The organism is Kribbella soli (assembly GCF_004331345.1).
Taxonomy (GTDB): Bacteria; Actinomycetota; Actinomycetes; order Propionibacteriales; family Kribbellaceae; genus Kribbella; species Kribbella soli.
Window position 1 is genome coordinate 1,742,299 of sequence record NZ_SJJZ01000001.1, and the last position, 25,815, is coordinate 1,768,113.

21 protein-coding genes are annotated in these 25,815 nt (G+C 68.6%); 11 read left to right on the top strand and 10 right to left on the bottom strand.

All coding sequences use genetic code 11. The annotated features are described in order from the left end of the window. The 3 genes from purB to E0H45_RS08745 are packed head-to-tail and all read right to left on the bottom strand — an operon-like array spanning nucleotide 1 to nucleotide 2,551. Nucleotides 1-1,428, bottom strand: coding sequence for an adenylosuccinate lyase (purB, locus tag E0H45_RS08735; protein WP_420323325.1), 1,428 nt, complete (start codon nucleotides 1,426-1,428; stop codon nucleotides 1-3). 24 nt (nucleotides 1,429-1,452) lie between these two features. After that, nucleotides 1,453-2,070, bottom strand: a complete 618-nt coding sequence (locus tag E0H45_RS08740) for a RodZ family helix-turn-helix domain-containing protein (protein ID WP_131335912.1) — start codon at nucleotides 2,068-2,070, stop codon at nucleotides 1,453-1,455. Further along, entirely contained in the window at nucleotides 2,063-2,551 is a 489-nt protein-coding gene (locus E0H45_RS08745; protein WP_131335914.1) for a SigE family RNA polymerase sigma factor, read from the bottom strand. Before E0H45_RS08745 ends, E0H45_RS08740 begins: the two co-directional genes overlap by 8 nt. A gap of 85 nt (nucleotides 2,552-2,636) precedes the next feature. Between E0H45_RS08745 and E0H45_RS08750 the strand changes: the two genes are divergently transcribed. Next, nucleotides 2,637-3,146 (top strand): TIGR04222 domain-containing membrane protein, encoded by a 510-nt coding sequence (locus E0H45_RS08750; RefSeq protein WP_131335916.1) that lies wholly within the window; start codon nucleotides 2,637-2,639, stop codon nucleotides 3,144-3,146. A gap of 3 nt (nucleotides 3,147-3,149) precedes the next feature. Here the strand turns inward: E0H45_RS08750 and purD are convergent, their stop codons facing one another. After that, the gene (purD, locus tag E0H45_RS08755) at nucleotides 3,150-4,427 is read right to left on the bottom strand and encodes a phosphoribosylamine--glycine ligase (protein ID WP_131335917.1); all 1,278 of its coding nucleotides are present in this window, start codon (nucleotides 4,425-4,427) and stop codon (nucleotides 3,150-3,152) included. A gap of 76 nt (nucleotides 4,428-4,503) precedes the next feature. Between purD and E0H45_RS08760 the strand changes: the two genes are divergently transcribed. Genes E0H45_RS08760 through E0H45_RS08770 form a run of 3 tightly spaced genes read left to right on the top strand, consistent with a single transcriptional unit; the run spans nucleotide 4,504 to nucleotide 7,679 of the window. Continuing rightward, a complete protein-coding gene (locus E0H45_RS08760) occupies nucleotides 4,504-5,421 on the top strand; it encodes a carbohydrate ABC transporter permease (RefSeq protein WP_238154867.1) in 918 nt (305 codons plus the stop codon). Further along, complete coding sequence (locus tag E0H45_RS08765) at nucleotides 5,418-6,260, top strand: carbohydrate ABC transporter permease (RefSeq protein ID WP_131335919.1); 843 nt, start codon at nucleotides 5,418-5,420, stop codon at nucleotides 6,258-6,260. Before E0H45_RS08760 ends, E0H45_RS08765 begins: the two co-directional genes overlap by 4 nt. A 15-nt stretch (nucleotides 6,261-6,275) precedes the next feature. Beyond that, nucleotides 6,276-7,679, top strand: coding sequence for an ABC transporter substrate-binding protein (locus E0H45_RS08770; protein ID WP_131335921.1), 1,404 nt, complete (start codon nucleotides 6,276-6,278; stop codon nucleotides 7,677-7,679). Between the two features lie 49 nt (nucleotides 7,680-7,728). Here E0H45_RS08770 and E0H45_RS08775 read toward each other — a convergent pair whose 3' ends face one another. Continuing rightward, the gene (locus tag E0H45_RS08775; protein ID WP_131335923.1) at nucleotides 7,729-8,181 is read right to left on the bottom strand and encodes an SgcJ/EcaC family oxidoreductase; all 453 of its coding nucleotides are present in this window, start codon (nucleotides 8,179-8,181) and stop codon (nucleotides 7,729-7,731) included. Nucleotides 8,182-8,337: 156 nt separating this feature from the next. Here E0H45_RS08775 and E0H45_RS08780 point away from each other — a divergent pair, with 156 nt between their 5' ends. From E0H45_RS08780 to E0H45_RS08790, 3 genes are read left to right on the top strand one after another with little or no spacing between them, the layout of a single operon-like run. Further along, a complete protein-coding gene (locus tag E0H45_RS08780) occupies nucleotides 8,338-9,294 on the top strand; it encodes a DUF222 domain-containing protein (RefSeq protein WP_131335925.1) in 957 nt (318 codons plus the stop codon). After that, nucleotides 9,291-10,025, top strand: a complete 735-nt coding sequence (locus tag E0H45_RS08785) for an HNH endonuclease signature motif containing protein (RefSeq protein ID WP_131335927.1) — start codon at nucleotides 9,291-9,293, stop codon at nucleotides 10,023-10,025. The genes E0H45_RS08780 and E0H45_RS08785 overlap by 4 nt, the downstream gene beginning before the upstream one ends. Further along, a complete protein-coding gene (locus tag E0H45_RS08790; protein ID WP_131337703.1) occupies nucleotides 10,010-10,702 on the top strand; it encodes a VOC family protein in 693 nt (230 codons plus the stop codon). Before E0H45_RS08785 ends, E0H45_RS08790 begins: the two co-directional genes overlap by 16 nt. 113 nt (nucleotides 10,703-10,815) lie before the next feature. Here the strand turns inward: E0H45_RS08790 and E0H45_RS08795 are convergent, their stop codons facing one another. Both E0H45_RS08795 and E0H45_RS08800 read right to left on the bottom strand, forming a co-directional pair. Next, on the bottom strand, nucleotides 10,816-11,526 hold the full coding sequence (locus E0H45_RS08795; RefSeq protein WP_131335929.1) for a hypothetical protein: 711 nt from the start codon (nucleotides 11,524-11,526) through the stop codon (nucleotides 10,816-10,818). A gap of 11 nt (nucleotides 11,527-11,537) precedes the next feature. Then, nucleotides 11,538-12,398 (bottom strand): alpha/beta fold hydrolase, encoded by an 861-nt coding sequence (locus tag E0H45_RS08800; protein WP_131335931.1) that lies wholly within the window; start codon nucleotides 12,396-12,398, stop codon nucleotides 11,538-11,540. 80 nt (nucleotides 12,399-12,478) lie between these two features. Between E0H45_RS08800 and E0H45_RS08805 the strand changes: the two genes are divergently transcribed. Continuing rightward, nucleotides 12,479-12,850 carry an FKBP-type peptidyl-prolyl cis-trans isomerase gene (locus tag E0H45_RS08805; RefSeq protein ID WP_131335933.1) on the top strand — a complete coding sequence of 124 codons (372 nt, stop codon included), beginning with the start codon at nucleotides 12,479-12,481 and terminating at the stop codon, nucleotides 12,848-12,850. A gap of 76 nt (nucleotides 12,851-12,926) precedes the next feature. Here the strand turns inward: E0H45_RS08805 and E0H45_RS08810 are convergent, their stop codons facing one another. After that, complete coding sequence (locus E0H45_RS08810) at nucleotides 12,927-16,628, bottom strand: S8 family serine peptidase (RefSeq protein WP_131335935.1); 3,702 nt, start codon at nucleotides 16,626-16,628, stop codon at nucleotides 12,927-12,929. Between the two features lie 140 nt (nucleotides 16,629-16,768). On the opposite strand from E0H45_RS08810, the gene E0H45_RS08815 reads away from it, so the two are divergent. From E0H45_RS08815 to E0H45_RS43625, 3 genes are all read left to right on the top strand, one after another. Continuing rightward, nucleotides 16,769-17,752 (top strand): helix-turn-helix domain-containing protein, encoded by a 984-nt coding sequence (locus E0H45_RS08815; RefSeq protein ID WP_131335937.1) that lies wholly within the window; start codon nucleotides 16,769-16,771, stop codon nucleotides 17,750-17,752. A 54-nt stretch (nucleotides 17,753-17,806) separates the two neighbouring features. After that, entirely contained in the window at nucleotides 17,807-18,385 is a 579-nt protein-coding gene (locus E0H45_RS08820; protein ID WP_131335939.1) for a DUF2238 domain-containing protein, read from the top strand. A gap of 65 nt (nucleotides 18,386-18,450) precedes the next feature. After that, nucleotides 18,451-19,626 (top strand): glycosyltransferase, encoded by a 1,176-nt coding sequence (locus E0H45_RS43625; RefSeq protein ID WP_272948950.1) that lies wholly within the window; start codon nucleotides 18,451-18,453, stop codon nucleotides 19,624-19,626. A 10-nt stretch (nucleotides 19,627-19,636) separates the two neighbouring features. On the opposite strand, the gene E0H45_RS08830 is transcribed toward E0H45_RS43625, so the two are convergent. Next, nucleotides 19,637-24,616, bottom strand: coding sequence for an AAA domain-containing protein (locus E0H45_RS08830; protein WP_131335943.1), 4,980 nt, complete (start codon nucleotides 24,614-24,616; stop codon nucleotides 19,637-19,639). Next, nucleotides 24,613-25,779 carry a M48 family metalloprotease gene (locus tag E0H45_RS08835; RefSeq protein ID WP_165546388.1) on the bottom strand — a complete coding sequence of 389 codons (1,167 nt, stop codon included), beginning with the start codon at nucleotides 25,777-25,779 and terminating at the stop codon, nucleotides 24,613-24,615. Before E0H45_RS08835 ends, E0H45_RS08830 begins: the two co-directional genes overlap by 4 nt. Nucleotides 25,780-25,815 lie beyond the last annotated feature (36 nt).

Here is a 25,815-nt window from a genome sequence, read left to right on the forward strand (position 1 = left end):
TTAGAGGATGTCACCCGGGGTGTAAGCGGCTGCTTCCGGGTGGCGCTTGGCGAGTTCGTCGATCTTCGCGACGACGGCGCCGACCTGGGCGACGGCTGCGCCGGTGAAGGACAGGGGCTCGCCGACGATGCCGACGATCTGCTCCTCGGTGAGGCCGAGGCGACCGTCGGCGCCGAGGCGGTGGAACAGGTCGTTCGCCGCGAGGCCCTTGCGCAGGTCCAGCGCGGTGGCGACCGCGTGCTCCTTGATCACCTCGTGCGCGGTCTCCCGGCCGACACCGTTCTTCACCGCGGCCATCAGCACCTTGGTCGTGGTCAGGAACGGCAGGTACCGCTCGAGCTCCCGCGACACCACCGCCGGGTACACCCCGAACTCGTCCAGCACGGTCAGGAACGTCTCGAACAGCCCGTCCAGCGCGAAGAACGCGTCCGGCAGCGCGACCCGCCGTACGACGGAACAGAAGACGTCGCCCTCGTTCCACTGGTTGCCGGCCAGCTCGCCGGCCATCGACGCGTACCCGCGGAGGATGACCGCGAGACCGTTGACGCGCTCGCAGGACCGGGTGTTCATCTTGTGCGGCATCGCCGAGGAGCCGACCTGGCCCTCCTTGAAGCCTTCGGTGACCAGCTCGTGCCCGGCCATCAGCCGGATCGTGGTCGCCAGGCTCGACGGCCCCGCGGCCAGCTGCACCAGCGCGGACACGACCTCGTAGTCGAGCGACCGCGGGTACACCTGGCCGACGCTCGTCAGCGTGTGGCTGAACCCAAGGTGCTGGGCGATGTCCTGCTCCAGCTCCTCCAGCTTGGCCGGGTCACCCCCGAACAGGTCGAGCATGTCCTGCGACGTACCCACCGGACCCTTGATGCCGCGCAGCGGGTACCGCTCGATCAGCTCTTCGATCCGCGCGACCGCGACCAGCAGCTCGTCGGCGGCCGACGCGAACCGCTTGCCCAGCGTGGTCGCCTGCGCGGCCACGTTGTGCGAGCGCCCGGTCAGCACCAGCGCCGCGTGGTCGGCCGCCAGCTGGCCCAGCCGTACGGCGGTTGCCACCGCACGGTCCCGGACCAGTTCCAGGCCGGCGCGGATCTGGAGCTGCTCCACGTTCTCGGTCAGGTCACGACTCGTCATCCCCTTGTGGATGTGTTCGTGCCCGGCGAGCGCGCTGAACTCCTCGATCCGCGCCTTCACGTCATGTCGCGTGACCCGCTCGCGGTCCGCGATCGACGCCAGGTCGACCTGGTCGACCACTCGTTCATAGTCCTCGACGACCCCGTCCGGAACCGCGACCCCGAGCCGGCTCTGGGCCTTCAGTACGGCGACCCAGAGCTTCCGCTCGAGCACGATCTTGTGCTCCGGTGACCACAGCTCCGCCATCGACAGACTGGCGTAGCGCGCGGCGAGAACGTTGGGGATCCGGGGTTTGGTCACGAACCCCATTCTCCCAGACGGCGACTAGCTGACGGTCACCAGACCACAGAGCAGCGAACCGGACAGCGTGCACACCCGGTACGAGCCCGAGGGCAGGCCCTTCGGCATCGCCAGCGTGTACGGACCGGCGCCCGTGTACGACGGGATGCTCATCCCCATCTCACCCGTCATCCGGATCGCGTACGGCGTGGTCGCGTCGCCCGGGACCTTCGCCACCAGCGTGTACAGCGCCACCTCCGGCTTGGAGGCCGAGGACAGCGAGAACGTCACCGCGCGGAGCTGCTTGTCCGGGAACGAGGCGACGAACTGGCCGCCGGCGGTCTTGGTCAGCGTGGTCGCCGACTTCAGCCCCAGCGGGCCGGCCTTCTGGACCGGCGGCGCGGACGGCACCGACTCGACCGACGGCGGGACGACCTTGTTCGTGGGCACCGGGCTGTCGGCCACGGGCGCGTTCGAGGCCGGGCGGAGCGTCGGGACGATCGCGACGGCGCCGACCACAGCGGCCGCACCGATCACGGTCAGACCGGCGGTCCGGCGGCGCTTGCGGGTCTTGGCCGTGGTCAGAACGGAGTCGAAGTCTCCGGCGGACTCGGCGGCGCGGCGGTCGGCCAGCGCCTGCAGGTCCTCCTGCAGATCAGGCATGGTCGTCACTCCTCAACAGCAATGAATCGGACAGGGTGTCCCGGGCGCGGGACAGGCGCGATTTGACCGTGCCTTCCGCGATTCCGAGCGTGTCCGCCACCTGAGCCACGGTCAGGTCACAGACGTAATGGAGGACGACGACCTGCCGGGTCGGCATCGGCAGGCCGGCGAGAGCCTGCTCGAGATCACCGGTGTACCGGTCGGCGGGATCCGGGACGTGGTCGGCCGGCAGCCGGTGGAACAACTGCGTGAACCGATTGCCGTCCCGGTGCCTGTTCGCGGCCAGGCGCACGGCGACCAGGCGAACCCAGGCCTCCGGAGCGTCGTACCGCGACACCTTCTCCCAGCGGGGCACGAGCCGAACAAAAGCCTCCTGGACGATGTCCTCGGCCTCGGCACGTGACCCGGTCAGCAGCGAGATCACACCCACCAGCCGCGGCTGGTGGGCGCTGTAGAACTCTCGCAGCCCCTCCGTCTCCATACCCACCAACACCCCCGACCCGTCGATCCGGTTCCCTGTTTTCGCGATCAGTTTTCGTGACCCTATCCAAAGTCACTCTGTGTACATGAACAAGTTGACCACGTATGAGGCCGCTTGGCTGCTCGGCGGCGCACAACGAGCTGCACTGGTCATCTTCGTGGCGCTCGCCACCGATGGCCGGCTGGAGGTCGCGGACAAGCGGCAGCGGGTCAAGCTCGTTCGCTCCGAGGCGACGTACCCGGTCGAGGCGGCCGCGCTCGCGCTGGTCCCGGAGAGCGGTCTCGGCGTGGCGGACTTCCTCGCGCGGATCGCGGCGACCGGTGCGGTCAAGGACCTCGAGGCGGCCGTCCGTGCGAAGGGGCAGCTCCGGATGCTCCGCTGGTTCAGCCCGACGTACCGCGAACTGCTCGAACACCCCGGCACCGGCCTCCTGCGGGTCGCGGTGCTCGGCGTACCGGGGATCGAGGACGAGCGGCTGCGGGACATGTTCGAGCACCCGTTGCCGGGGATGCCGAAGATCGATCCGTTCAAGCCCGTGCGGGACAACACGATCGACGGCACGCTCGGCCCGACGACCGGCAGCGGGTACATCTGAGGTTCAGACGGTGATCTCGCCGCGCTCGGCCTTGAGGGCGATGTCGGTGCGGTGCTGGGAGCCCTTGATCCGGATCTGACCGACGGCTGCGTACGCGCGCTGGCGGGCCTCGGCGAGGTCCTTGCCGACGGCGCTCACCGCGAGGACGCGGCCGCCTGCCGTCACCAGTTCCTCGTCGTCGAGCGCCGTACCCGCGTGGAAGACGCGGACGTCGTCGCTCTCCGCCTGCTCGACGCCCGTGATCGCGTCGCCCTTGCGCGGGCTGGCCGGGTACTTCTTCGCGGCGACCACGACCGCGACCGACGACGCGTTCCGCCAGCTCAGGTCGCCGTGGTCGGTGAGCTTGCCGGTCGCGGCGGCGTACAGCAGGCCACCCAGCGGGGTCTTCAGCATCGGCAGCAGCGCCTGCGTCTCCGGATCACCGAAGCGGCAGTTGAACTCGATCACGCGCACACCACGCGACGTCAGCGCGAGACCGGCGTACAGCAGGCCGCTGAACGGCGTGCCGCGGTGCCGGAGCTCGTCGATCGTCGGTTGCAGGACGTTCTCGGTGATGTCGGCGACCAGGTCGTCCGGCGCCCACGGGAGCGGCGTGTAGGCGCCCATGCCGCCGGTGTTCGGGCCCTCGTCGTTGTCACCGAGGCGCTTGAAGTCCTGCGCCGGCTGCATCGGCAGCACGGTCGTACCGTCGGTGATCGCGAACAGCGACACCTCGGGGCCGTCCAGGAACTCCTCGATCAGCACCTGGTCGCACTCGGCCGCGTGTGCGAGCGCCTCCTCACGGTCCGAGGTGACGACCACGCCCTTACCCGCGGCGAGCCCGTCGTCCTTCACGACGTACGGCGGCCCGAACGCGTCGATCGCCGTCGCGGCCTCCTCCGGCGTCGTGCAGACGTACGCCCGTCCGGTCGGCACGCTCGCGGCGGCCATCACGTCCTTGGCGAACGCCTTCGAGCCCTCGATCTGCGCGGCCTCCCGGGACGGCCCGAAGACCGCGAACCCGGCGTCCCGCAGCGGGTCGGCCAGGCCGGCCACCAGCGGCGCCTCCGGTCCGACGACCACCAGATCGACGTCCAGCTCGCGCGCCAGCGCGACGACCGCGTCGTGGTCGGAGATGTCCACCGGACGGCAAACGATCGTTTGCCCGTCGTACGCCGGACGCAACACGGCAATGCCAGGGTTGCCCGGGGCCGCCACGACCTGCTCGACCTCCGGATCCTGGGCCAGCGCCCAGGCCAGAGCGTGCTCGCGGCCACCCGAGCCGATCACCAAGACCTTCACGGGCGATCAGCCTAGCGTGCCCTGGCGCTGGGGACCCCGGGCGGTGTAAGACTGCGCCCTTACTGGAGGTAAAGGATTGACTACAACAAGCTTGCCGGCGGGTGCCCGCCGCCGGCCGACACCGGCATCTCTGCTGTCCTGGCTGATGCTCGTGCCCTGCCTGGTGGTGTTCGCACTGTTCATCGTGTGGCCGCTCGGCAAGTCCGTCTCGCTGTCGTTGCACGGCTCCGACCTCTTCGGCCGGCCGGACGCGTACGTCGGGCTGCAGCATTACAAGGACATGCTCGGCTCGGCCGAGTTCCGGCACATCCTCTGGGTGACGTTCGCGTTCGTGCTGCTCACTGTGATCCCCGGCGTGCTCGGCGGTCTGGTCGTCGTGCTGCTGCTCGAACAGCACATCAAGGGCATCCGGATCTTCCGGACCGCGTTCGCGCTGCCGTTCGCGTTCTCGGTCGCCAGCGCCTCGGTCATCTTCGCCACCATCTACAACCCGGCGATCGGGCTCGCGAACGGTTTGCTCGGCCGGTTCGGCATCGATCGGATCGGGTGGCTGACCGACCCGTCCTGGGCGCTGATCAGCGTCGCCATCACCACGGTGTGGATGAGCATCGGGTACAACGTCCTGGTCCTGTCCGCGGGCATCGGCGCGATCCCGACCGAGATCAACGAGGCCGCCACGCTGGACGGCGCCGGCGGCTTCCGCGCGTCGCGGTACATCACGATCCCGCTGCTCGGCCCGCAACTGTTCTTCCTGATCGTCATCTCCACGATCCAGTCCCTGCAGGGCTTCGGGCAGATCAAGATCCTGACACCCGAGGGTGGGCCGGAGCAGTCGACCAAGACGCTCGTCTACTCGATCTACCACACCGCCTTCGCCAACAACGCCAGCGACTTCGGCGCCGCGTCGGCCCAGGCGATCGTGCTGCTGGTCATCCTGCTCGCCTGTACGGCGATCCAGTTCGGCGTCCTGGAGAGGCGGGTGCACTACAAGTGAGAACAGGTCGTGTTGTCACCTACGTGGTGCTGATCGGGGCCGCGCTCCTCGTGATCTTCCCGGTGTACTACGTCATCGCCGGATCGGTCATGTCACCCGGCCAGATCTCGTCGTACCCGCCGGATCTCTTCCCGCACGGGTTCTTCACCGGTAACTACAAGGGCGCGACGTCGTCGGGAACGCCGATCGGGCAGCAGTACCTGAATTCGGTCCTGCAGACGTCGATCATCACGCTGTCGCAGCTGATCACCAGCGTGCTGGCGGCGTACGCGTTCGTCTTCATGAAGATGTGGGGACGCACCCTGCTCTTCGGGCTCTTCCTGGCCACGCTGATGGTGCCGTGGGAGTCGATCGTGCTGCCGAACTACCTGACCATCACCAGCTGGGAGCTCGGCGGGCACGGACTGACCAAGACGTACGCCGGAACGATGATCGCGCTGGTGCTGCCGTTCCTGGCGAACGCGTTCGGGGTGTTCCTGCTCCGGCAGTCGTTCCTGCAGTTCCCGGTCGAACTGCGCGACGCGGCAACCATCGACGGCGCCGGGCACTGGCGGTTCCTCAGCCGGATCCTGCTGCCGCTGAACAAGCCGGCGCTGATGGCGGTCGGGCTGTACGTGTTCCTGTCCGCGTGGAACCAGTTCTTCTGGCCGTTGCTGATCGGCGACTCGGCGTCCCGCCGTACCTTGCAGATCGGCATCAGCCAGCTCAACGACGCGGAGGCCGCCGACCCGGGACTCATCCTGGCCGGCGTCACGCTGTCGATCCTGCCCACGCTGGCCATCGTGATCTTCGGCCAGCGCTTCATCGTCCGCGGGCTGACCGCGGGTGCGATTCGCTAGAAAGGTTGGTTCTCCATGAGATCCGTTCGACGTACGGCAGGTGCCGCGTCGCTGCTGGCGGTGCTGGCTCTGGTCGCCGCCGGCTGTGGTGGCTCCTCGGACTCCAAGGACTCCGCGAGCGGCGGGCAGGACGCGCCCGACGCCAGCGCGCTCGACAAGGCGAGCGGGGTCACAAAGGTCACCTTCTGGCACGGCATGAAGGGCGCGAACGGCGCGGCCGTCGACAAGCTGGTGAAGGCGTTCAACGCCGCGAACTCCGGCAAGATCGAGGTCACCGCGGTCTACCAGGGTGACTACGACGACACGATCACCAAGTACAAGACCTCGGTGCAGCAGGGCAACACGCCCTCCGTCGTACAGATCTACGACATCGGCTCGCGGTTCATGATCGACTCCAAGCAGACCGTGCCGGTGCAGAAGTTCGCCGACAAGGACGGCTACACGCTGGACTCGATCGAGCCGAACATCGCGAACTACTACTCGATCGACGCCCAGCTGAACTCGATGCCGTTCAACACGTCGATGCCGTTGCTGTACATCAACAAGGAAGCCTTCGTGAAGGCCGGCCTCGACCCGGCGAAGCCGCCGACGAACCTCGACGAGATCATGGCGGCGGCGAAGAAGCTGACCGTCAAGCAGGGCGGGAAGACCGTGCAGTACGGCTTCAACGCGGCGATCTACGGCTGGTTCGTCGAGCAGCTGATCGCCCAGTCCGGTACGACGTACTGCGACAACGACAACGGCCGCAAGGACCTCGCGACGAAGGTGAACTTCGCCGACGAGCAGGGCGTGAAGGTCGCGACCTGGTACCAGGAGATGGTCAAGCAGGGTCTGATGCCGAACACCGGCAAGAAGACCGACGACGCGCAGGCCGTCTTCAAGTCCGGTACGTCGGCGATGCACCTGGAGTCGACCGGTTCGCTGCGCGGCTACATCGATGCCGCGAAGGGCAAGTTCACGGTGATGACCGCGCCGTTCCCGCACCTCACGTCCGCGGACAGCGGCGGCCCGATCATCGGCGGCGCGTCGCTGTGGATCGATGGTCCCGGCCACTCCGACGCCGAGAAGCGCGCCTCGTGGGAGTTCGTGAAGTTCGCCTCCTCCCCCGCCCAGCAAGCCGCCTGGCACACCGGCACCGGCTACTTCCCCATCAACAAGAAGGCGCTGGACGAGCCGTCCGACAAGGCGTGGGTGGCGCAGTACCCGCAGTTCACCACCGCGATCACCCAACTCCACAACACCAAGCCGACCAACGCCTCCTCCGGCTGCATCCTCGGCGTCATGCCCCAGGCCCGCAAAGCCGCCGAAGACGGCCTGGAGAAAGCGGTCCTGGGCACCGACCCCGCCACCGCCATGAAGGCAGCCGCCGACTCCATCAAGCCCCAGATCGACCAGTACAACAAGACAGTCAAGAAGTAGCGCTTACGTACTGCAGCCGCCCGAGGACAAGCTCTTCGGGCGGCTGTCGTCATTTGCGCTGACTGAAGACAGGCCTGCTTTCCGCGCCTGCAACCAACTCGTCGTCGAGAACGCCGGTGTTCTGGCAGGCGGTCAGAAGCCACTGCCCGTCTTCTTTCGTCATGACCCACAGCGGCGTGCCCACGTCCGGACCATCGGGCGTCTGGTACACCTGGCGCACTTTGACCGCGGCGACGTCGGGGCGGATGAAGAGCACGTGCTCCAACTCGAACCTGACCGTCATGCCCTGCATCCCGCCGGGAAGCACCTGATGCGTGAAGGTCGAGATCGCCTCGAGGCCGAAGAGACGCTTGCCACCGCCCGTTGTCCAGATCGCATCCGTTCGGAACAGACCGAGGAACTCGTCGGGGAGCTCATTGTTCTGGGCGTGTTCGACCACAGAGATCACCTGCTCGATCGCTGCGATGTCGGCCTCGCGTGACGAGACGTCTGAAGTGTTCATGGGTTGATGGTGAAACATCAAGCAAACTTGAGGTCAAGACGTCGCAGGTATGGCGAGTACACCCGTTCCACCGCCTCGCGCACTTCCCCTTGTGGATAAGGGTTCTGGCCGCTGATCGATTTGAGCGAGACCGATTTGTGATCTAGAATAGAACGCATGTTCGAAGGCGACCTGGATGAGCTCGGCACCGCGGACCTGTTGGCCGCGGCGTCGGAGTACGGCCGGATCCAGGACCGGGCCGCGGTGCGGGTTCTGGAGGCGGCGCTGGTGTTTGCCGACCGGCACGCGGTGGTGTGGGGCGAGCCGCGGCCGGGCTACGAACAGATCCATGTGTATGGCGGTGACGGTTGTCCGGGGGTGGCGGAGTTCGCGCCGGTCGAGTTCGGCGCGGTGATGCGCATGTCGAGCGGTGCGGCCGCGGCGTTGATCGGGGAAGCGTTGGCGTTGCGGCATCGGCTGCCGAGGATCTGGGCCGCGGTGCTGGCCGGCGACGCTGTCGCGTGGCGGGCGCGCAAGATCGCGCACGCCTGCCTGGCGTTATCACTGGAGGCGGCCGCGATCGTCGACCGGCACGTCGTCGGGATCGTCGACACCGTCACGCCGGGTGCGCTGCAAAGGATCGTGAAGGCGGCGGTGTGGGAGGCCGACCCGGAAGCGGCGAAAGCCCAAGCGGAAGCGGCCGCCCGGACCCGGGGTGTGTTCGTGGCTCCGTCGGATGACCATGGCACGAAGCGGATCTGGGTCCGCGCCGCGGCCGGTGACGTGATCCGCTTCGACGCCACGATCGACGACCTGGCCCGCGCGTTGAAGACCCTGGCGACACCGACGACCTGGACCAGCGGCGCGCGAAGGCGATCGGCTGGATCTCCGACCCCGCAGCAGCCCACCAACTCCTCGAAGTCGCCCGCCACCTCGCCCGCACCCAGCCGGCCCACCCCCAGCCGGCAGACCCCACGCCAGCAGACGCCCAGCCCACCGACTCCCAGCCGACCCACGCCCGACGGACGCACGTCACCCCTGACGATGGGGCTGAGGACCGCGCAGAGGGCCGGGGTCACGGCGGCGACAACGGTGCGTACGACAGCGCGTCCGACGGTTGGGACGACGCTATGAATGACGGTCGGGATGACCGAGCGGACGACGGCGGGGATGACGGCGGGCACGACGGGGATGCGTTCACGCGGCTGGCCATGGCGGGCACGTTGCCGGGTCGGCTCGCGGCGATCAAGCGGGCGGCGTACAGCGACGGGCTCGGCGCGGGGAGCGGGCGGCGGAACCGGCACACCCTGTACGTGCACCTCACCGACCGGACGCTTGCCAGCGGCAACGGCGTGCTGCGGGTCGAGGAACTCGGGCCGCTGCTCGCAGGCCAGTTGACCGAGTTGCTCGGTCATGACCAGATCGTCGTGAAGCCCGTGATCGATCTTCAGGACCAGGTCAGTGTGCACAGTTACGAGATCCCGGACCGGATCCGCGAACGGGTGAGACTCCAGCACCCGACCGACATGTTCCCGTACAGCGGCGCCGAAGCCACCAGCCGGATGGATCAAGACCACATCACGCCGTACGACCGCACCGGTCCACCAGGACAAACGACCGCCGACAATCTCATACCGCTAGGCAGACTCCACCACCGCGCCAAGACCTTCGGCGGCTGGCGCAGCCGACGCCTGCCCACCGGCGCCGTCGACTGGACCAGCCCCCACGGATTCCGGTTCGTCGTCGACTACACCGGCACCCACCCGATGCCAACCACCTCCCACACGAGAGAACTCGAAGCGGTCGAGCGGCAGGCGGGACTGTCAGTGGGGGCTGAAAGGATGTGGCCATGGAACAGGTATTGAGTCGGCCGGAAGCGTCGGCGGCGATCCAGGACACTGGGTGGCGCTTCTTGCTGGGCACCTTGCGAACGTCGGTCCCGGTCGGGTCGTTGGCTCAGGCAATCGGCTTCGCAGCGGACGCTGTCGCGGTGTGCGGCGACGACGCCGACGCGCACCTTCGGGTCGATGCCCGCCCCGATCGGGTCGTGTTCACTCTGCAGTCGTTGGAGCACGCAGCGGTTACCACCCTGGATGTCGAGCTCGCGCTTCGGATCTCTGCTACCGCGGACAGGTCCGGATTACTGGCGGAGCCCGAAATCGGAACGGGGGCGCCGCGATCCGTCCAGATTCTGGAGATCGCGATTGATGCACTGGACATTGCCGGGATTCGGCCGTTCTGGAGGGCGGTGCTGGGTTACACCGGTGAGGCAGGTGCCGAGGGACCCGAGGATCCGCTCATCGACCCGTTCGGGCAGGACCCGGCCATCTGGTTCCAGCAGATGGACCAGCCGCGCCCGCAGCGCAATCGCATCCACTTCGACATCTGTGTTCCGCACGACGAAGCACCACGGCGCATCGAGGCCGCACTGGCAGCTGGGGGCCGACTTGTGTCCGCGACGCGTGCCCCCGCTTTCTGGGTGCTTGCCGACCTGGAGGGGAACGAAGTCTGCGTGACCACCTGGCAGGGCCGCGACGGCTGACCCTTCTTCCAACCTGCCGGTCTGGAACTGCAGGGAGTGCGACGTCAAAGGACCAGCTTCATACGCGGCGCAGACGTTCCTGCGCCACTGCCAGGCGTAGCATCCTCGGCTCCTCAGTAGTGCCAGAAGTAGCGACCGTCGGCGTTCCAGGTGACGGGGTCGGTGGTGCGGTTGGTGAAGGCCATGCCTAGGCCCTTGGCGATTTCGACTGTGCGGGTCAGTTGGAGGGCGTAGGGGTGCTGGTTGTCGTCCCACCACTGTTCGTACTGGGTGATGCAGGTTTGGTTCGAGTAGTACGGGTTGTTGCAGGGGTGGGGTGGGAGCCACTTCTGGAGGTGGCGGAAATGGACCGTGGTCGAGCCGTTGGGCGACTTGATGGTGCCGATGGCGTCCAGGCAGTAGCCGGCCGCCGGGATGGTCCACTTCACGTAGTGCTGGCGGCCGCCGTTGGGCGGGACGGGTTGCTGGTTGGTGCAGTTCGCGTCGCCGATGGTTTCGGTGGTGACGCGCTGGATCTGGGTGAGCGGGCGGCCGGCGCCGTCGTTGTAGCCGTCGAGGAGGACCCAGTCGCCGTCGTGGACGAAGTGCTCCGCGGACTTCGGCGGCCAGGCCTTCGGGTCGCCCCAGGAGATGTCGGACTCCGTCGTACTCAACGGAGTCCACGCCCACTGCCCGGCCGCCGTGCCGCCGGCGAAGTACTGCCCGGCCGACTTCTCGAACATCAGCGAGTACTGCGCATAGTTCTCCGTCGACGCGTCCGCGGTGCCGGGAACCAGCACCGCGGCCGCCGTCAAGCCGATCACCAAAGCGAGCTTCTTGAACACGGAGTGCAACTTTAGCCGAGCGCCTCGCGCAGCTTGGCGGCGAACTCGACCGGCTTGCCCGGCTGCCCGTACTCGTTGCCGAGGAAGCCACCGTGCCCGCTCGGGAACATGACCGGCGTCAGCCCGAGCCGCTCGGCGACGGCCTTTCCGCCACGACCCGCGAGCGCGTTGCCCGACTCCTCGCCGACCCCGACGACGATCCGGTCCGCTGCCTTGCCCAAGGCATCGAAGTCCGGCCGGTACGACGTACAGCCGCGCAGGTTCTGCCCGAGTAGGGCGTCGTCACGGGACCCGTCGTCGTCCACAGGCAGGCCGAACATCGCCGGATCCGGTGCGGGCTGCTGGGTGTAGTCGGCCGGAATCTCGCCCTCGAACGACACCAGGGTGATGAACTTCGCCATCCCGGCCCCCATGCCGTCGCGCTGGTACGTGTCGTACATGTCCGCGACCGCGGCCAGTGCGGCTTCGCTGTCCGGGAGGATCCCGGCGAGCGGCGGCTCGTGCGCGACCAGTGTGTGAATCAGGTCAGGGCGACGAGCAGTCAGGGCCAGCGCGTTCACTGCGCCGCCGCTGCTGGCGAAGATGTCCACGGGCCCGGCGTCCAGGTGCTCGATGAGCGCGGCGAGATCGGCAGCATGCTCGTCCGGCGACAGCTCACCCAGCTCACCGCTGCGCACGCTGCGCTCGACACCCCGCGGGTCGTACGTCACCACGGTGCGGTCCTCGAAGTGCGAGGCCAGGGTCGGGAATCCACTGGCACCCATCGGCGAGCCGATCATCAGCAGCACCGGCCGCTGCGCCAGGTCACCACGAACGTCGTAAGTCAGCGTCGCCCCCGGTACGTCGAGCGTCTGCGTCACAGGCTCCGGCATCACAGCACCTCCCGGTCCGGCCCACCCCCATTGGTCGGCCTCCTGACCGAGAGCCTAGGGCAGTCTGGTTAGCTGGTGGCATGACTGAGAAGCCAGAGATCGACTTTCCGGACGGGCCGCCGCCGGCGGATCTCGAGATCACCGACATCACCGTGGGCGACGGCGACGAGGCCAAGGCCGGTTCGCGCGTGAACGTGCACTACGTGGGCGTTGCCCACTCCACCGGCGAGGAGTTCGACGCGTCGTACAACCGCGGCGCCCCGCTGGCGTTCCAGCTCGGCGTGGGCCAGGTCATCCAGGGCTGGGACACCGGCGTCCAGGGCATGAAGGTCGGCGGCCGGCGCAAGCTCGTCATCCCGCCGCACCTCGGGTACGGCGACCGCGGCGCGGGCAGCGCGATCAAGCCCGGCGAGACCCTGATCTTCGTCGTCGACCTGATCAGCGTCAGCTGACGACCTACGCACCACGCCGGACACAGCAGCCGGCGGTGACCAGGAACTCCTGATCACCGCCGGCTGGTTCATTTCGTCACCGGATCGCGGCCGCCCGAATCACTTCCTGGCTGACCTTGTTCCCGGCGTCGTCGGTTGCCGTCGCCCGCAGCGAGATGTACGACGCACCCTTCGGCAGCCGTACGTTCGCCGACCAGTCGGCACCGGTCCGCGAGAGCGGAGCGGCCTGCCAGTTGGCGCCGTCGTCGTACGAGACCTCCAGCGTCGCGCCGTTGACCTTGCCCGCACCCTCGACGCCGGCGAGGTGGAACGCGGAGAGCCCGACGCGCTGCCAACTGCCACCCGCGAACGCGCCGTTCAGGTCCGTCGCCAGGTGGTAGTCGAGCTGGATCAGCGGCAGGTAGACCCAGTCGCTCGACTCGGTCGTCTGCGCCCGGAAGTCCCACGCGCTCGTCGTCTTCGTCCCGAGGCTCCACACCTCCGGCCGCGCGGTGTCCATCTCGAACCGGTAGTCCGCCCATCCGGTTGTCGCCGGTACGCCGGTCTGCACCGCCTGGAACGAGCTCTTCCGGACCAGCGTCCCGTTCTGGAACAGCCGCGTCTCCACCGTCGACTCGTCGTCCATCGCCCCAGTGACACCTTGGTCGCCGCTGCTCGTCGTCGGCACGTTCACCGCGAAGAAGTCACCGCTGCGGCGCGGGTTCCAGTACCCGGAGCCGACCCGCGGCCGGGCGGCCGGAGCGAACCACGAGTTCGTCTGCAGGCTCCGCGGCTTGTAGGTGTGCCGATCGCCCCGCTGCTCCCAGCCCCGCGGGTGGTTCGTCTGCTCGTACCAGTCGGTCCCCGCCTGCGTGGACACGTAGTCGATCCGCTGGGTCCCGAGGTGGATCGGCTCGGTCACCTGCAGGCACGGCGGCCAGAACCCGATCCGGCAGTCGGCGCGACTCTCGAATGCGAGCTCACCGGTCGGCCCGACGAACCGGTTGACGACCGTGGCCAGCTCCCCGGACCGCGGCGCGTACCGCAGGTCCGCCGGAAGCGCACCGGTGTAGGCCTTCACCAGGTCATACAGGTACGGCGGCGCCTCGGTACCCATCACCCGCAGCCGAACGTTGCCCCCGGCACCGATCCGCGCAACCAACGGTCCACCCTCGGCGGCCGTCAGCGAGTACACGGGCAGATCGGTCCCACCGGCGAGGTCGTAGTACTTGCCCGCGCCGTTGTTCACCACGACGAGCAACCGAGCTCCGGCGTCGCGAGCAGCAGTCGCCCGCGCGCTCGGCGTCACCACATCGCTCGCCGTCACGAACACGGCCTTCCCGCGAACGTCCTTGCCCACATAGTCCGCGGCCGCACCAGCACCGACGTACGCCGCAGTCAGCGTCGCCTTGCCGTCCCAGCGCTTCGAGCCGCGCTGCAGCAACGGGTGCAACTGCTTGAAGTCGACGCTCATCGACACCAGCGGCGACGTACGGCGCCAGCGGGACGAGAAGTCGTACACGCCACCGGCCACCGCGCCGGTCGGAGCGGCGTACACCTTGGTGACCACTGGCGTCGGCACGTACTGGCTGAGGAAGGTCGCGTAGTCGCCACCGATCCCGGAGTCGTGGTACCAGCCGGAGCGGCGATAGACGTCCTCACCCGGCAGCGGCGTGCTGAGCGTGATCGGGTTCGCCTTCTGCGCGTCGAGCGTGAGGTCGGTGTTCTTGCCGATCACGAGGTGCGGGTTGCCGACCAGCGCGACGCCGTCCTGCCCGTCGACCGGCAGCCAGGAGTACGCCGCGTACACGCCGGGCTCAAGGCGCTGCGTGGAGACGGTCCCGGTGGCGGGGTCGATCTCAAGCGTGCTGACGAACTGGTCGCCGTACTTGTACAGCGTCAGGAACCCGCCCGCAGGCTTGCCGTCACGCCCGGTCGCGTGCACGTTGAGGTCGTACCGCTCCCCCTCCATGACCAAGCCGACCGCGGTTTGCGCGATCTGCTTGCCGTCCTGCTCGGCGATCACGGTGCCCGAGTAGGTCAGGCCCGGCGTGGCCAGGTTCGGCGTCGCACTGACGGTGACCGAGGCGGTCCCGTTCGCGGGCACGGTGACCTGGGCCGAGCCGAGCGTGAACAGTCCGGCCGGCGCGGGCGTCGTACCGTCGCTGGTCACGTCCGTCGACAGGTCGAGCGTCGCCGGAGCGTCGCCGAGGTTCGTGTAGGTGATGGTCTGCTCGACCGGGGAGTCGTCGCCGTGCGGCCAGGTGTGGAGGCCGAAGTCGCGGGTCGCGGTCGCGTTGATCTTCCCGAAGGCGGCCGCCGGTACGTCGAGCCGACCGCCACCGACCTGGTACGCCGTCTCACCGGCGAGCGGCTTCGCGGTGCTGACCAGTGCGGCCTTGACCTGCTCGCCCGTCCAGTCGGGGTGCTTCTGGACGAGCAGCGCCGCGGCACCGGCGACGTGCGGCGTCGCCATCGACGTACCGCTGAGCGACTTGTAGGACCCGGTGCCCGAGGACTTCGCCGCGCGGGCCGCCAGAACGTCAACGCCCGGCGCCACGATCTCGGGCTTCACCGTCGCGTCGCCGAGGCGCGGGCCCATGTCCTGGAAGTACGCCCGCGCGTCGTCCTTGTCCACCGCGCCGACCGTGAGCGCGGACGCTGCCGCACCCGGCGAGCCGATCCCGCTGACCCGGCCATAATTGCCTGCGGCAATCACGAACAGCGCACCGGTCTCGGCGCTCAGCTCGTCGACCGCGAGCGCCATCGGGTCGGTTCCGTCGCTGGCCTCGGTGCTGCCGAGGCTCATGCTGACCACCTTGGCGCGGTGCGCGGCCCACTCCATTCCTTCGATGATCCAGGACTCGGCGCCGGAGCCGCTGTCGTTGAGCACCTTGCCGATCGCGAGCTGCGCGGCCGGCGCGACACCCTTCTCGACGCCGTTCGACGCGGCGCCGGTACCGGCGACCGTGGAGGCGACGTGGGTGCCGTGACCGTTGACGTCCTCAGTCGTCTCACCCGGGACGAAGCTCTTGGTTTCGGCGATCTGCCCCGCCACGTCGGGATGGGTCTGATCGATGCCGGTGTCGAGCACGGCGACCGTCGTACCGGTGCCGTCGAGGCCCTGGGCCCAGGCGTCCGGCGCGCCGACCTGGGCAACGCTCTCGGCCAGGCTGGCCTCGACCTTTCCGTCGAGGAACACCTTCTGAATCCCGGCGCCGAACTGGCCTGTGTTTGACGACAAAGAAGGCACCGCGGACCTAGCAGTGCTAGCGGTGATTCCGGACCAGAACTGCGAGGCCTCCGCCTTGTGCGCGGACAGGCCGAGGCCGCCGATGCTCTCCAGCGTGGCGCCACGGTCGGCGTGCTGCGGGGTCACCGCGGCGGCACGCAGGCCCGGGCGGTACTGCACGATCAGCGGGATCGACTTGACCGACGCATCGTCGTACCCCTGGTCGACGAGGGAGGTGACGTTGAAGAGTTCGGGGTCGAGACGGCCCGCGGCGAGGTACGGCAGCGCGACGTCCGGTACGACGTGCAGGTCGTCGCCGACCTGCTGGATCTGGACGCCTCCGGCGTTGCCGGCTGCCTGTTCGACGGCGGCCGTCGGCGGCCCGCCAGCCGTTTCGGTCAGGGTGACCACGTCGCCAGTGAGCAGCGTGACGCGGTGGGTCGATGGGGTGGGTGGCGCGGCATCAGGTACGGCGACGCCGTCGGCCTGCGATGGGGTCGTCGTGACCGCGGCGAGGGCCACGAGTACGGCGAGCCCACCGGCAACGGCGCGGGCGGATCGGGACATGGGCGGACCCTTCCTGGGGGATCTGCGGAACAGATGGCATGAACATGCCATGCCGCCGTAGACTGCCCAATGGCGGGATTGCGGCATGACATTTGTCCGCCACGCCGTACGTCACCGAAGGGCCCTCGAAGGAGCGCACGATGCTCGACGTGCTGGGATTGGATGCGATCGAGGAAGGCGCCTACCGGCGGCTGATCGCGCTGCCGTCGGAGTCGCTGGAGACCTTGGCCGCCGCGATGGAGGTCGAGGTCGCCGACGTCGCCGCTGCCCTCGACGGGCTCGAGGAGAAGGGCCTGGTGGCGCGGTCGACCGCGACGCCGGGCCATTTCGTCGCGTCCCCGCCGACGCTCGCGCTCGGGTCGCTGATCGTGCAACGCCAGGAGGAGATCCGGCGGGCGCAACTCGAGCTCGGGCGGCTCGCGGAGCAGTACCGGGGCGTGATGGCGGATCGCTCCGACACCGACGTGATCGAGGTGGTCCGCGGCACACAGGCCGTCGCGCAACGGTTCGGCCAGATGCAGCGTGGGGCGTCGGAGGAAGTACTGGCGCTGGTGAAGGCCTCGGTCGCGGTGGTATCCGCGGACGAGAACGTCGACGAGGATGCGGCGCTGGCTCGCGGCGTCACCTATCGGGTGGTCGTCGAGCGGGCGGCGTTCGCCAAACCCGGGTTCGTCGACCTGGTGGCCGAGTCGCTCAAGGCCGGCGAGCTGATCCGGGTGACCGGTGACCTTCCGCTCCGGCTGATCGTCGCCGACCGCTCACTCGCACTGTTGCCCTTGGCCCCCACCGCGGCGAACGCCGCCGGCGGCGCATTGCTCGTGCATCCGTCCGGACTGCTGGACGCGCTCCTGCATCTGTTCGACCTCGTCTGGGCGTCCGCCAACGAGGTGCTGCCCACCGCCGACGGCACCACCGAGCTCGCCGCCGAACGCCTCGACGACGTCGACGCCCGCATCCTCACCCTGCTGCTCGCAGGCCTCACCGACCACGCCATCGGCGGCCAGCTCGGTATGTCGCTACGCACGGTCCAGCGCCGGGTCAGCCAGCTCATGGACCGGGCGCAGGTCGTCACCCGCTTCCAACTGGGCCATGAAGCCTCTCGCCGCGGCTGGCTGGGCGTTTAATGATGGGGTAGTTGTACTCATCCGCCAGACGCGGCGGGCCGATTGACTGGTGGTATGAGTTTGACACGGTACGGCGCCCTGCTCGCGAAGGTGCTGCTGCTCGGGTTGTTGCTGTCGGCACTGATCTGGCCGGACCTCAGCGGGATCAAGGGGAAGGCGTCGACAGCCCGCCTGATCGTGTACCCGCTCGGCGGGATGATCCTGCCGCTGTGGTGGTGGGCGTACGGACGAACGCGGAGCAAGCTGCACCGCACGTTCCCTTGGCCCGCGGATCTGCTGATGACGCTGCCCTGGTTGATCGACCTGATCGGCAACCGGCTCAACCTGTTCGACACCGTCAGCTGGTGGGACGACGCGATGCACTTCATCCTGTGGGGCTTCCTCACCGCCGGCGTACTGCTGGCCTTCGCACCCCGCGACCTCTCGAGCGCCGTCACCACGTTCGTCGCCCTCGGTTTCGGAACGACCGCCGCTGTCGTCTGGGAGGTCGGTGAGTACGTCACCTTCGTCCGCGCGTCGCCCGAACTGCAGACCGCCTACACCGACACCCTGGGCGACCTGGCCCTCGGCACACTCGGCGCGCTGCTCGCCGGCCTGATCGTGAGCCGGGCACGTCGCGCACCGGTTACGTGAAACTCTAGGGGAACGGAGAAGGTTCAGTGCGTTTTGTGTTGGCAACCTGGGGATCGCGCGGAGACGTGGAACCGTTGGCGGGCCTTGCGGTGGCACTACAGGAGCTTGGCGCCGAGGCAACGGTCTGCGCGCCACCTGAGGAAGATTTCGAGGCCCTGCTGGAGCGCGCCGGCGTACCGATGGTGCCGCTCGGCCCGTCAGTGCGGTCAGTGGTGACGGCGCCGAAACCCGCATCGGGTCACCCTGCGTTCGCGCTGGCCCCACGGCTCGTCGCCGCACGGTTCGAGACGCTCTCTGCCGTAGCGCCAGGATGTGACGCGATCGTGGCGACCGGTCTGATGCCGGCTGGTGCACGGGACGTGGCCGACAAGCTCGGCATCGGCTACGTGCTCGCGGGCTTTCACCTGGGCGGGATTCCGTCGCAGCATTTCTCGCCCGGGGCACGACCGGGTATGCCGTCGCCGGCCGGCGAGACCGATCGGCGCGTGCTGTGGGAGCAGGATGCTCAGCGGGTGAACGAGTTGTACGGGCCGGCGCTGAACAGCCAGCGGGCCGCGATCGGACTGCCGCCGGTCGAGAACGTCCGCGACTACGTGTTCACCGATCACCCCTGGCTCGCGGCGGATCCGACTTTGTGCCCGTCGAAGGGCATGACGGATCTCGACGTCGTACAGACCGGCGCGTGGATCCTGCGTGACGACCGTCCGCTCCCGGACGAGCTGCAGGCGTTCCTCGAGGCCGGCGAGCCGCCGGTGTACGTCGGGTTCGGCAGTATGGCCGCACATGCGCCGAAGGACATCGCCCAGATGGCCATCGAGGCGTGCCGCGCTCACGGGCGCCGCATGCTGCTCAGCCGCGGCTGGGCCGAGCTCGCCGGCTACGGCGAGGACTGCTTCGTTGTCGGCGAGATCAACCAGCAGGCGCTGTTCCCGAGGGTCGCGGCGGTCGTGCTCCACGGCGGCGCGGGTACGACGACCACGGCCGCGCGAGCCGGCGTGCCACAGCTCGTCGTACCGCTGATCGCGGATCAGCCGTACTGGGCTTCCCGGGTCGCCGCACTGGGCATCGGCGCCGCACACGAGGGCTCCGCGCCGACCGTCGACTCCTTGTCCGGAGCACTCGGTGAAGCCTTGGCTCCGGAGGTCCAGGCGCGGGCCGCAACGGTGGCTGGTGCGATCAAGCTCGACGGTGCAACGGTCGCAGCGCAACTCCTTCTCGACGGTGCAACCACGGTGTCCTGACGACCCGTAGCTAGTCGACCGGACGGTGCAGGGCGTCGATCAGGTGGGTGACGACGGTGTCCGGCGAGCGGGTCCAGTCCGTGGTCAGGACGTGGTGGACTCGCCAGCCGGTGGTGGTCAGCGCGGTGGGGTGGGTGGTCAGCCGTTCCAGGAGAGTGTCGGCAGCGACTCTTTCGGGGGTGTCCACGAGGACCGCGAGGCGGTACCCGGTGTCTTCGGGAAGCTTCAAGGCGAGATCGCAGCGGAACACGGACTCCCCGACCGCGAGGTCGACCTCCACCCCGCGCGCCTCCAGGGCGGCCGCGAGTTGTTCGACGACAGGCGTCGGACGTGTGCCGACCGCCCGCGTGGCCCTCAGGCTGTACGACGTGAGCGCGGACTTCGCGGCGACCTGATCTCCTCGGGAGACGGCGGCGGCGTACCCGAGGAACCGTCGCAGCGTGTTCGCACCGTCGTTGTAGGTGTTGGTGATCGCGTCGGGCTCGATACTGCTGACGATGACCATGTGTTCGCGCGCCCGGCTGAAGATCACGTTCAGCCGCTTCTCGCCGCCCGACGTGTTGATCGGGCCGAAGTTCATCAGCATCCGGCCGTCGGGACCGGCCGCGTAGCAGACGCTCATCAGGATGATGTCGCGCTCGTCGCCCTGCACGTTCTCCAGGTTCTTCACGAACAACCCGGCGTCCTGCTCGCCGTGCGTCCGCACCTGCTCCGCCTCGTACAGCGCGGCGAACGCCGGATCGCGCTCCGCGAGCTCGTCCAGCGCCCGCTCGATCTCGCCCTGCTGCGCCTCGGAGAACGCGACGATCCCGAGACTCTTGCCGGTCCCCCGCACGAGCAACTCCTGCACCAGCGAAGCGATCCACCGCGCCTCGGCGGGATTGGTACGCCGGACGTACACCCCGTCGACGAGCCGAACCGCCGTGATGCTCCCGGCCAGCACGCTGTCGCACACCTCGGACAACGGTGAGTCGGCCCGCAGCGTCCACGGCGGCGCGGTGTTCGGCGGCAACCGGTCAGGAACCGTGGCCAGCTTGCCCTGGTAGAACGCCGCGTTGCTGAACGAGATCAACGCCTCAGAGCGACTCCGGTAGTGCCAGGTCAGCATCGTCGATGCCAGCCGCAACGCGCTGATCGAAAGGAAGCTGTCCTCGGTCAACGCGATCCCGACCTGTTCGGCGCCCTCGTCGTCCGCCTGCAGATCATCGGTTTCGCTCCGCACCCGGAAGTACGTCGTCGGCGGCAACTGCATCTGATCGCCGACGACGATCACCTGCGGCGCACGGTGCAGCGCCGGGATCGCCTCCTCCACAGGGATCTGGCTCGCCTCGTCGTACACCACGACGTCGAACGAAGTGGTCAACGGCAACGTGTCGGACACCGAGGACGGGCTCATCAACCACACCGGGCGCAGTACGGACACCACCTCGCCAGGCGCACCGGACGCGACGTCGCGGATCGACCGGTACCGCATCACCTTGCCGAACTCGTGCTCCAGCTCGCGCCGCCCGGTCGCGAACGCCTTCTTGCGTTCGCGGTCCTCCGGCGACATGCCGGTGACGCTGCGCTCGGAGTGGTCGACCTCGGCGAGGAACCGGCGCCGGACCTGCGCGACGACGACTTCCGCGTTGAGCGCGGTGAGGTCGTCGTACACCATGCTCAGCTCGCCGACGATCGCGTCGACGCGGTCCGAGGTCAGCTGCAACGGGGCAGCCGAGCGGGCACTCTCCCATTCCGCGGCACAAACGGCGTACTCGAGCTGGTCCGGGGTCGCATCCAACCGACGGAGAGCGGTGAGCGCGGAAGGCGTCAGCTCCCGAAGCTTGGGGCCGACGGCACGTACGACGGGACTCTCGGACGCCAGCCGATCGGCGAGCTTGCGGAGACCGTCGACCGTCAACGTGTCCCAGTGATCGGCGAACAGGTCCCTGGTGAGTTCCGAAGCGTCGTCGAGGGCATCCGCCAAGCGCGCGAGCTCGGCCGGGGCGCCGTCGTCGAGGACGAAACGCCAGTCCGGGATGCTCTTGCGGGCGGCGGCGAGTTGGTCGATCAGCTCGCGTGGATCATCTGCCGCCCACTGGTGGCGGGTCTGTTCGGTGTGTTCCGCGACGGCGGCCGAGGCGGATTGGGCGGCAACCAAGTCGGTGAGGATCTCGGTGACAGACGGCTGCACGGAGCGCGTCGTACTGTCGAAGCGGCTGCGGACAATGTTCTTCACGCGGCGCCAGTCGCCGCTGAGGAACGAGAACGCGCCGCCTTCCTTGCTCTGGGCAACCTTCAGCGCGGATCGTGCGTCGGCCCGCGCGAGCGGCTCCTTCCAGCCCGCAGCCTCCTTCCACGCGGCCCGTTCGGCGGCGACGAGCTTCTTCCGCTCCGCACCGGCGGCCGACAGTTCGCGAGCGGTCGCCGACCGCGGAACGATCGCCTCCACCTGGTCCAGCGCCGCCAACGGCTCCAGCAACCGTCCGAGGTGGGCCAGCCCGCGCACCTCCCGGACAGCCACGTCACTCGACGTAGACAGGGCGACCGCCACTGCATCCCACTTGGTGCGGAGCTCTCTGGCGGAGGTTGTCACGTCGGAGTCCCACCGGGCGAGGAAGGCGAGCGAGCTCCGCGCCAACACTCCACCGGTCGACGGATCGGCCGCCGCCAGCGCCTGAGCCACCTCCCGCACAGCTGCCTCAGCCGCAAACCACTCGTCCACAGCAGGCAGCTCGGATCCCTCAGGCGGGCTCCAGGCGTGATCGTGCAGCGAGGCGAGGCGGTTGACGAGGTCTCGGAGCCGCGGGCTGCCGGCCGCCAACTGGTTCTCGAAGGCATCCACAGTGGCCAGCAGGCGATCGACGCGCGCGACCAGCTCAGCACGCCGCTCGGTCAACGCATCCAGATCGTCCTCGGCCGACAGCCACGACTCGTACGTCTCCCGAAGACCGTGGATGAACGCCTTCTTGTCACCCTGCGAATCGTGGATCAGCGCACACAGGCCGTCCAACCGCCGACTCGCCAACCGCGCATGGACGACGTCCAGCGCAGCCCGCTTCTGACAGACGAACAGCACGCGTTTCCCGCGCGCAACGAAGTCCGCGATCAGGTTGGTGATCGTCTGCGACTTCCCCGTCCCCGGCGGTCCCTGGATCACGAAGCTCTCGCCCCGCCGCGCCCGTGCGATCGCCGCCACCTGTGACCCATCAGCAGGTACGACGAGATGCCGGTCGGCAGGCGGCAGCTCCGGCAGCGCACTTCCCACGGGTCGCGGTCGGTCCGAGAACAGCTGGTCGAACGACGCCGCGGACTCCCCGGTAGTCAGCAGTTCGTCGTAGTCGCGAACCAGCCCCAGCGTCCGGTAGTTGAAGTTCGCCAGCGACACCGCGCAGAGATCGACGTCCCAGGAGTACGGTCCGCCCTCGGTGTCGAGCGAGTACACGTCGGTCTCGAGCGCCCCCGGACGCCGCGGCTCAGCACCGAGCGCGATCCCGAGCGGCAGCGACTGTTGCGCGATCTGGGTCCGGAAGATCTGCACCCCGAGCGGCTGATAGTCCGTACGCCGGTACGAATACGGGTACTGCTTCCCGCCGAACCCGGTCGCCACGTTCCCATGCCGCCGCCGGTTGTACGTCCGCAGCCGCGTCATCGCCCGCTGCCGCACCAGGTCGATCCGCGGCTTCTCGCGCAGATGCAGCTGCAGCCCGGGCTCGGTCGCCTGGATCTCCTTCGCCAGCCGCTCGTGCAACTCCCGCAGCGCTCCAGGAGCCGACAAGTCGACAGTCTCCGGCAACGAGATCCCGTACAGCTGCCGCAGACTGCGCCGCAGCGTCGGATTGACCTCCGCGATCGGATCCGTGACCCGCAACGTGTACGAGTCCCGCACACCGCGCTTCTTGGTCAGCTCCACCTTCGCCAGCACCAACGGCGACGCGAGCCGCGTGTCCCGGTCGTTCTTCAGGTCGTGCCAGCGCAAGAACGCCGGCACCAGCCGCAGCTGGTCCTGCCCGTAGTCCGCACGATCCCGGCGCGCCGTGGAGATCAGCTTGTCCAGCGTGTTCGCGGCGTACGGCGCCTCGTCGTACCGGATCCACTTGCCCAGCGGCTGGGCCTTCTTCAGCAGGTGTTCCGCGATGTCGTCCCGCCAGGTGAACAGCTGCTCCGAGCGGATCGTCCGTACGTCGAGCATCAGCGGCACCGAGACCTCGGTGAGGTTCAGCGTCTGGGCGGTCGGGCGGAAGTTGATCAGCCGGTTCCGCCGGGAGAGGTCGAAGAGCCGGTCGCGGAGCGCACCGAGCACCGCCGTACGCCGGTCCGCGGCACCTTGGACGATCGCCTCGACGTCGAAGTCGAGCGGCTGGTCGCGGTAGTTCTCCAGCTGTTCGATCAGCGAATGGAGGTCCTGCGCGCGCCGGTGCCGATCGGACTCGACCATCTGCGCGGCGACCGAGACGATCACCGGGTGCAGGTCCGGATCCAGTCGATACAAGTTGCCGCGGGCATCGATCAGGGTCGCGACGTCGGCCGTCCTGGACAGGTCGAGACCGCAGCCGAGCGCGAGCAGCAACTGTCCCAGACTGAAGATGTCGGTGAGCTGATCGTGGTGCCCGACCACGTGCTCCCAGCTCTGCCACCCGGCCACCAGCGTCGGCGCCGCGATCGCGTCCGGAACCGGCTCGGGTACGACGGTGGTCTCCTGGCCGCCGCTGTCCCCCAGATCAAAGTCGGCCTGTCGATGCGCCACAACCTCAACAGCAGAAGGACGTTTCCCCTGCCGTGCATCGATCTCCTGGGTGGCCAGAGTCGGCCGGCCCGCATCCTCGGGCGCGAATCCCAGCCGGTTCTGCTCGTCGACCGCAATCCGATCCAGACCGCGCAACGGCGCGACCAACCCACGCTCGTGCACCGCCGCTGTCTCGTGGAACAGCGGCAGCACCGCCGCGAGCAACGCGTCGTTGCCCAGACCGCCCTGCGAGACGGCCAGCGCGACGAGATCCTCCGCGCTCATCCGACCACCTCCGCGGCGGCCTGCACGAAGCGTGCCCGTTCTTTGTCGCTCCACCCGAGCTCGTCGTCCGCGACATCGACATACCCAGGCAGTCCGGACCGTCGCGCGACAGCCAGCGACGCGATCAGACCGGCATCGCCGACCTCGGAATCAGCCGTGGCGAGATCGAGCAGCAGATAACACAGATAACGTTTCGTGGCCGCGGTCAACGGGCGTGGTCGCGGCAGTGGCGCTCCATCCACCGGCCGCACCGCCAACGGCTCGTCGAAGCGCACCGCTCCGCCAGGCACGCCGAGCGGTCCAGGCGGATCCGCGAAGCCGGCGGCCGCCGTGGCGATCGCATCGGTCCGCAGCCCGTCCGTGTGCGCAATCGCCGCGGCGAAGTCCCGACTCAGCTCACGCAACAGCACCGCGTCGAGTAGGTCCGGCGCGTCCACGTCGAGCGGACCGGTCACCAGTACCTCGACGTCCTCGCCGTCGAGCCAGTTCTTCAACGCCCACGCTCGTCCGACAGCCTCCGGGTGTGACGTCCCTCGACTGCCGGAGCGGAGATCCAGCGACTCCGCCTGCCGCAGGTACGCCGCGGGGTCCGCCGTACTCAGACCCGTCTCCAGCTTCAGCAACGCGCGGATCGCCGTACTCAGATCACCGCAGGCCGTCATCGCTCCCCGGTCCGCGAACAGCTCCGTCGCCAGCGACCAGCGCCGATGCGTCTCGAGGTACTGCGAGGGCGTCCGAGCGTCGCCCGCCGCCGCGTCAAGCAGCCGATCAACAGCGAGATACCCACCGTCCTCGGCCTGCCACAACAGTCGATGCGCCAACTCGTGCCCGATGACGGCCGTCAACTCGTCCTCGTCCAGCCGGTCGAGCAACGCCCCTTGGAAGAGGATCACCGCCTTGCCGGCCTGGTGGAGGTACGCCGCATTCGGCTCGCCACTCACCTGGTAGAAATCGACACCCTCGTCCAGCTCCAGCGCACGAACCGCCCGCTCCCCGGCCCGGAAGACATCCGGATGGACGTCGGCCTCCAAGCGGTACGCATTCCGCAGCAGGAGCTCGTCGAGCGACCCCTCCGGACCCCCGTGCAACGCCGCCCAGGCACGCTCGTCCACCTGACGGACAACCGCCAGGACAGACCGGTGATACCCGAGCGCTGACAACATGCTCGCCACCATAACCACCCCGACCGACGAATTCCT

Bases quoted from the DNA above. Each gene is read 5' to 3' on its own strand.
- E0H45_RS08740 (WP_131335912.1), bottom strand. From the start codon at position 2,070: ATGCCTGATCTGCAGGAGGACCTGCAGGCGCTGGCCGACCGCCGCGCC.
- E0H45_RS08745 (WP_131335914.1), bottom strand. From the start codon at position 2,551: ATGGAGACGGAGGGGCTGCGAGAGTTCTACAGCGCCCACCAGCCGCGG.
- E0H45_RS08750 (WP_131335916.1), top strand. From the start codon at position 2,637: ATGAACAAGTTGACCACGTATGAGGCCGCTTGGCTGCTCGGCGGCGCA.
- E0H45_RS08770 (WP_131335921.1), top strand. From the start codon at position 6,276: ATGAGATCCGTTCGACGTACGGCAGGTGCCGCGTCGCTGCTGGCGGTG.
- E0H45_RS08775 (WP_131335923.1), bottom strand. From the start codon at position 8,181: ATGAACACTTCAGACGTCTCGTCACGCGAGGCCGACATCGCAGCGATC.
- E0H45_RS08780 (WP_131335925.1), top strand. From the start codon at position 8,338: ATGTTCGAAGGCGACCTGGATGAGCTCGGCACCGCGGACCTGTTGGCC.
- E0H45_RS08785 (WP_131335927.1), top strand. From the start codon at position 9,291: ATGAATGACGGTCGGGATGACCGAGCGGACGACGGCGGGGATGACGGC.
- E0H45_RS08790 (WP_131337703.1), top strand. From the start codon at position 10,010: ATGGAACAGGTATTGAGTCGGCCGGAAGCGTCGGCGGCGATCCAGGAC.
- E0H45_RS08800 (WP_131335931.1), bottom strand. From the start codon at position 12,398: ATGCCGGAGCCTGTGACGCAGACGCTCGACGTACCGGGGGCGACGCTG.
- E0H45_RS08805 (WP_131335933.1), top strand. From the start codon at position 12,479: ATGACTGAGAAGCCAGAGATCGACTTTCCGGACGGGCCGCCGCCGGCG.
- E0H45_RS08810 (WP_131335935.1), bottom strand. From the start codon at position 16,628: ATGTCCCGATCCGCCCGCGCCGTTGCCGGTGGGCTCGCCGTACTCGTG.
- E0H45_RS08815 (WP_131335937.1), top strand. From the start codon at position 16,769: ATGCTCGACGTGCTGGGATTGGATGCGATCGAGGAAGGCGCCTACCGG.
- E0H45_RS08820 (WP_131335939.1), top strand. From the start codon at position 17,807: ATGAGTTTGACACGGTACGGCGCCCTGCTCGCGAAGGTGCTGCTGCTC.
- E0H45_RS08830 (WP_131335943.1), bottom strand. From the start codon at position 24,616: ATGAGCGCGGAGGATCTCGTCGCGCTGGCCGTCTCGCAGGGCGGTCTG.
- E0H45_RS08835 (WP_165546388.1), bottom strand. From the start codon at position 25,779: ATGTTGTCAGCGCTCGGGTATCACCGGTCTGTCCTGGCGGTTGTCCGT.